Raw genomic sequence first — 2,515 nt, forward strand, 5'->3', positions numbered from 1 at the left:
CCATGGGGTTCCGGACCTCTCGGCATCAGTGGGGCGTGCGCCGTCGGTCGTTTGGGGGTCTTGGAGCACTGCGGCGGGAAACAGTCGACACACAGGTCTGGCCGCCCTACCGTCCGTAGTAGGAGGCGGCGCCGATGAGCGAACCGACGAGGTGGAAGGCCCTGCAAGCCTCCGGTCTGATCCACCCGCACGCGGGAGCGGTGAGCGCGCCGCTGTTTCGCGAGGGCGGGTTCTTCCTGGCCCAGGACAAGGTCCAGGTCAAGTACGAGATGCTGCGCGCGCATGCGGTCGGGGAAGCGAGCGTGAGCGCCGCAGCGGTCGGCCACGGATACTCGCGCTCCGGGTTCTACCTGGTCAAGGCGGCGTTCGAGCAGGCCGGCATGACGGGGCTGCTGGACGGCAGGCCGGGGCGACGCGGCCCGGTGAAGGTCACCGGGGACATCACGGCCTTCATCCGCGGCGCACCACCAGGAATCTCGGGCGCGGTGCTGGCCGGGGAGGTGGAACGGCAGTTCGGGGTGCTGCTGCACCGTCGCACGGTGGAACGGATCCAACGGCGATGACAGCGCCACGTCTCGCGGAGCGGGGCTGGTGCCCGCTCCCGGGCGAAGGAGCGCAGGCCGAGTACGAGATGCTGCGGGCCCACGTCCTGGAGTACGGGCGGATGCCGTCCTCGCTGGCCGCGGCCCGGTTCGCTCGTCGTGGACTGGCCGGCCTGATCACCTGGCCGAGCGGTGAGACGGCCTTGCGGGCCGAGGTGTCCGGCGCCCGTCGGCCGGCCTGGACACCGCACCGTGATCCGCGGGCGGACACCCTGGCCGCGGTGTTCGCGATGCTGCTGGACGCCGCCGACAACCACGATGCAGGAAGCGAACGGGCGGGGAGGCGGGCGCGGTGAAAGCGGTGCTCTATGCGCGGGTGTCCACCGAGAGCCAGCAGGCCCGCGGCACGATCGGATCCCAACTGGCGCTGCTGCGCGAGCGGGTGGCCGCCGAGGGCGACGAGCTGGTGGCGGAGTTCACCGACGACGGCTGCTCGGGGGCCCGGCTGGACCGGCCCGGCTTGGACGCGTTGCGGGACGCGGCCGAGGCGGGGCTGTTCGAGCGGGTGTGGTGCCTGTCCCCGGACCGGCTGGCCCGGGTCTATGCCTATCAGGTCGTCGTCCTGGACGAACTGGCCCGGCTGCAGGTCACGGTGCGTTTCACCGATGCTCCGCCGATCACCGACGATCCGCAGGCCACCTTGCTGACCCAGGTCCAGGGTGTGATCGCCGAGTACGAGCGGGCGAAGATCGCCGAACGCTACCGGCGCGGCAAGCTCTTCCGCTCCCGGGCCGGCGAGGTGATCTCCTGGCGGACGCCCTACGGTTACCGCAGGCTTCCCCGCGACCAGGAAACACCGGCTCACCTGGTGGTCTTCGAGGCGGAGGCCGCTGTCGTTGTCCGGATCTTCGAGGACTACACCGCGCGCGGGCTGTCGATGCGGCAGATCGCCCGCGGCCTGGCCGCCGACCGGGTCCCCACTCCGAAGAAGGGGAACGGGGTCTGGGGCACCTCGACCCTGGCCAGGGTCCTGCGCAACGAGGCCTATGTCGGCCGGGTCTACTTCAACCGCACCGAAGCGGTGCCCGACCCTCGGCCGGGACACCGCCACCGCCAGGTCCCCCGGCCGAAGGAGGAGTGGATCGCCATCGCGGTGCCCGCCATCGTCACCCAGGCCACCTTCGCCGCCGTCGACCACGTCACCTGGGACAACAGCAAGTGGAGCCCGCGCCGGACCGAGCCCGGCCAGTGGATGCTGCGCGGCCTGGTCAAATGCGGCTCCTGCCACGTGGGCACCAACTGCCACAAGATGCGCGGCCGCAACGGAGCCTGGCACCGCTACTACTACTGCCGCAACCACGACCCGATCCGCGCCGGTGGCAGCGACCGCCGCTGCCCGGAACGCAACATCCGCGCCGAGGTCCTGGACCACTTTGTCTTCTCCCAGGTCCGCGATGCCCTCCTGTGTCCTGAGACCCTCCTGGCCGGACAGCACGCCACCGCGGAGAAGGCCTCCACCGACGAGCTGCTGGCCCGGGAACTTGCCGGGCTCGACCGCAAGCTCACCACCGCGCAGACCGAGCGGGGCCGTCTGGCCGATCTCTACCAGGCAGGCCTGATCGACCTTCCCGACCTGCAGCGACGCGCCGACGGCATCGACCGTCGCCGCCGCGACCTGACCCAGCGCCGGGACACGCTCACCGCCCGCCGCCATGAACTGGCCCAAGCCGGCCAACTGCGCTCCCGGCTCGACAGCTTCGCCCAGCGGGCACGTGCCGGCATCGACGCCCTCGACTTCGACCAGCAACAGGCACTCCTTCGCCTGGTGGTGGAGGAGATCGAAGTCGTCGGCTGGCACGTCAGGATCCAGCTACGGATCCCGCTCGACGACCCGCCGGCCGAGCCGCCCCTGCCATCCAACCGGCCCCTCCGACCCGCACCGTCCAGCCAAGACCGTCTGCGTTCCGTTGGTG

General features: G+C 71.1%; 3 protein-coding genes. All 3 read left to right on the forward strand.

Annotation, left to right across the window (positions count from 1 at the left end):
- Positions 1-134 precede the first annotated feature (134 nt).
- Positions 135-563 carry a helix-turn-helix domain-containing protein gene (locus EFK10_RS46015; protein ID WP_127361576.1) on the forward strand — a complete coding sequence of 143 codons (429 nt, stop codon included), beginning with the start codon at positions 135-137 and terminating at the stop codon, positions 561-563.
- Entirely contained in the window at positions 560-898 is a 339-nt protein-coding gene (locus tag EFK10_RS46020; protein ID WP_127361577.1) for a hypothetical protein, read from the forward strand. Before EFK10_RS46015 ends, EFK10_RS46020 begins: the two co-directional genes overlap by 4 nt.
- Positions 895-2,515, forward strand: a 1,621-nt coding sequence (locus EFK10_RS46025) for a recombinase family protein (RefSeq protein ID WP_164836483.1), incomplete at its 3' end; no start/stop codon positions are given. The genes EFK10_RS46020 and EFK10_RS46025, both read left to right, overlap by 4 nt.

The organism is Streptomyces soli, from assembly GCF_003999195.1.
Classification (GTDB): domain Bacteria; phylum Actinomycetota; class Actinomycetes; order Streptomycetales; family Streptomycetaceae; genus Actinacidiphila; species Actinacidiphila soli.